The organism is Leucobacter soli (assembly GCF_042659205.1).
Lineage (GTDB): Bacteria > Actinomycetota > Actinomycetes > Actinomycetales > Microbacteriaceae > Leucobacter > Leucobacter soli.
This window is the reverse complement of the sequence record NZ_JBHSRW010000254.1, coordinates 1-3082: the sequence shown is the minus strand read 5'-3', so window position 1 is coordinate 3082 and position 3082 is coordinate 1. Positions and strand designations below refer to the sequence as shown.

General features: G+C 71.6%; 4 protein-coding genes. 3 read left to right on the top strand and 1 reads right to left on the bottom strand.

Annotated elements, in window-relative coordinates:
- The 3 genes from ACFPZL_RS11710 to ACFPZL_RS11700 all read left to right on the top strand — a co-directional run.
- A partial coding sequence (locus ACFPZL_RS11710) for an ArgP/LysG family DNA-binding transcriptional regulator (protein ID WP_382335533.1) occupies positions 1-644 on the top strand: 644 nt, incomplete at its 5' end.
- Between the two features lie 133 nt (positions 645-777).
- Positions 778-1701: an AEC family transporter gene (locus ACFPZL_RS11705; RefSeq protein WP_218114558.1), complete on the top strand. Its 924-nt coding sequence runs from the start codon at positions 778-780 to the stop codon at positions 1699-1701.
- 157 nt (positions 1702-1858) lie between these two features.
- A complete protein-coding gene (locus ACFPZL_RS11700) occupies positions 1859-2434 on the top strand; it encodes a nitroreductase family protein (RefSeq protein ID WP_218114557.1) in 576 nt (191 codons plus the stop codon).
- A 106-nt stretch (positions 2435-2540) separates the two neighbouring features.
- Here the strand turns inward: ACFPZL_RS11700 and ACFPZL_RS11695 are convergent.
- Positions 2541-3082 (bottom strand): NAD(P)/FAD-dependent oxidoreductase (locus tag ACFPZL_RS11695; RefSeq protein WP_382335530.1); only part of this gene is annotated, 542 nt, incomplete at its 5' end.

The following is a 3082-nucleotide window of genomic DNA, read 5'->3' as shown; positions in this document are numbered from 1 at the left end:
TGATGCCGATCGTCGTGAACGCCGACACGCTCGCCACCTGGTTCGTGCCCGCGCTCGTGCGCGCCGCCCGCGAGACCGACGCCCGCTTCGAGGTGATCCGCGCCGATGAGACGATGAGCACGGAGCAGCTGCGGCGAGGCGAGGCGATGGCGGCCGTCACGGCGACGAAGGCGCCGGTCCCCGGCTGCACGAGCACCCGCCTCGGCATCGACCGCTACTACGCCGTCGCGGCGCCCGGCTTCGCCGACGCGCATTTCCCCGACGGGGTCGGCGCCGAGAGCCTGCAGCTGGCGCCCATGATCGAGTTCGATCGCCAGGATCTGTTCCAGCAGCGCTACCTGCGTCGCATCACCCGCGCCAGGATCGAGCCGCCCCGGCACTACGTGCCCTCATCGGCCGAGTTCGCACTCGCGATCGAGCTCGGCCTCGGTTGGGGCATGCTGCCGGAACTGCAGTGCCGCGAGGCTCTGGCGGCGGGTCGTCTCGTCGGGCTCGGCGCGAGCGCGGACGGCGCTCCGGACGCGCGTGCCGTGATCGAGATGCCGCTCTACTGGCAGCGCTGGAACCTCGACTCGCCGGTGCTCGACCGGCTCTCGGCCATCATCGCGGAAGAAGCGGGGATCGCCCTGCGCCGCGCGGCGTGATCCGAGCCGCCTCGGGAGACATGCCGACGCGGAGGGCGCCGGACCAACCGGGGACCCCGGATCGGGTGCGGTCGCCCGCGGCTCGCGCCGTCGCGCACCGGTAGGCTCGGTGGGGTCGTCGGAGGGAGACCGGATGCTCGGCGTGCTGCACGGCTTCGCGGTGATCCTCGGCGTCATCGGAGCCGGTTACCTCACGGGCGTCGCCGGCATCGTGAAGGGCGACCAGCGGCGCGTCCTGAACAACGTCGCCTTCTACGTCGCCACCCCCGCGCTGCTGTTCGACGTTCTCCAGCGCAGCGATCCGAAGGTCATCCTCTCCCCCGTGATCCTGGTCACGACCGTCGCCGCGGTACTGGTCGCCGGGCTCTACATCGCCGCCTCGCGACTCTGGTTCCGGCAGGACCTCGCGGCGACCACCCTGGGCGCGACCAGCTCGGGCTACGTCAATTCGAACAACCTGGGCCTGCCGGTCGCCGTCTACATCCTCGGCGACGCCGCCTACGTCGCCCCGCTGATCCTCATGCAGGTCGTGGTGTACACACCGCTCATCCTCGCGATCCTCGAGACGACCCGCGGCAACCGGAAGGGTGCGGCCGTCGCACTCGGCCGCGCCGCCTCGAACCCGATCATCCTCGCCTCGGTCCTCGGCTTCGTCTGCGCGATGCTGCAGCTCCACGTGCCCGTGATCCTGCTCAGTCCGATCCAGATGCTCGGCACCGCGGCCGTGCCGATGGTGCTGCTGAGCTTCGGCATCTCCCTGCGCGGCCAGCGCGCCCTGCAACCCGGATCCGGGCGGAAGGCCGTGCTCGTCGCCTCGACCATCAAGGTGCTCGTGATGCCGCCGCTCACTTGGGCCATCTGCCTCGCGGTCGGCATGAACCCCCACGAGACCTTCGTGGCGACGACCATCGCGGCACTGCCGACGGCGCAGAACGTCTACAACTACGCGGCCACCTACCGGCGCGCGGAGACGCAGGTGCGCGACACCGTCTTCATCACGACCTTCGCCTCGTTGCCGATGATCGCGCTCATCGCCTGGCTGCTCAGCGTACCCTGAGCGTTCGCCGGAACGCGGCGCGCGCTCCCGACCGTGGGAATAACGCGCGTGCTCCCGTTGTTGCACTTCTCCAGACACGGCGCGGCAGCCCTCGGGCACCGCGCCGTCGCCGTGCATCCGCACACCCGTACGAACCCCCCACGACCGAAGAGGACCGATGACCCCCCGTACCGCGACCACCAGCGCACCCGTACTCGACTCGATCGCGACCCGCTGGAGCCCCCGCGCCTTCGACGCGGATCACTCCCTGCCAGAGGGCGCTCTGCGCGGCGTCTTCGAGGCCGCGCGCTGGTCGGCCAGCGCGAGCAACACGCAGCCGTGGCGCTTCATCATCGCGCGACGCGGCAGCGAGAGCTTCGCCAAGATCGAGGCCGCCCTCATGGGCTTCAACCAGGCCTGGGCCGGAACCGCAACGGCGCTCGTCGTCAACGTCGCCGAGACGCTGGACGTCGAGGGCGATGAGCAGCCCTGGGCCGCGTACGACCTCGGGCAGGCCGTCGCCAGCTACTCGCTGCAGGCGCGCTCGGAGGGGCTGTACGTGCACCAGATGGGCGGTTTCGACCGGCAGGCGATCCGCGACTCCTTCGAGCTGAGCGCGGGCCAGGAGCCGATCTCGGTCGCCGCCATCGGTCTGCTCGGCGATACGGATCAGCTGCCGGACGCGCTGCGCGAGCGCGAGCTCGCACCCCGCAGCCGGCGCCCGCTCGAGGAGATCGTGCTCGTCAACGACTGACGCCCCGTTCGACCGGAAGGCCTCGGGAGCTCGGGCCGGGGCCGGAGCCGGATTCAGTGCCGGCCGGGCCGGACTCGGGAGGTCCGAACGCGCCTCCGCCGGCCCGTCAGGGCACCGCGAACGGGCGCATGTCGATCCGGGCACCGGCGATCGTCGGATCCTCGCCCCGGATCAGCTGCGCCACGATCGATGCCGTGACCGGACCGAGCGAGAGACCGTGCATGTTGTGCCCGGCAGCGACGACGACCCCCGGGAGGCCGGGCGCCTCGCCGATGATCGGCAGTCCGCTCGGCGTCATCGGGCGGGGGCCGACCCACTCCTCCGTGCGCGCCGAGAGATCGAGGCCCCTGAGGTAGCCGCCGGCTCGCACGGCGACGAGGTCGAGGCGGTCGGGATGGAGCGCGTCGTAGCTCCGATCGAACTCCATGACGCCGACGATGCGCAGCCGGTCCGAGAGGGGGATCGCGACCACCCGGTCGCTGGCCGAGTGCACGAGGCCGCGCGGCATGGCGTCCGTCGGCACCGTGAAGCTGTACCCCTTGCCGGGGGCGATGGGCAGCCGCACGCCGCTGCGGCGCATCAGCTCCGAACTCCATGCGCCGGCGGCGACCACGACCCGCGGCGCGAAGATGGGGTCGCGCCCGGCCA

Coding starts and splice junctions, on each gene's coding strand:
- ACFPZL_RS11705 (WP_218114558.1), top strand. CDS start 778: ATGCTCGGCGTGCTGCACGGCTTCGCGGTGATCCTCGGCGTCATCGGA.
- ACFPZL_RS11700 (WP_218114557.1), top strand. CDS start 1,859: ATGACCCCCCGTACCGCGACCACCAGCGCACCCGTACTCGACTCGATC.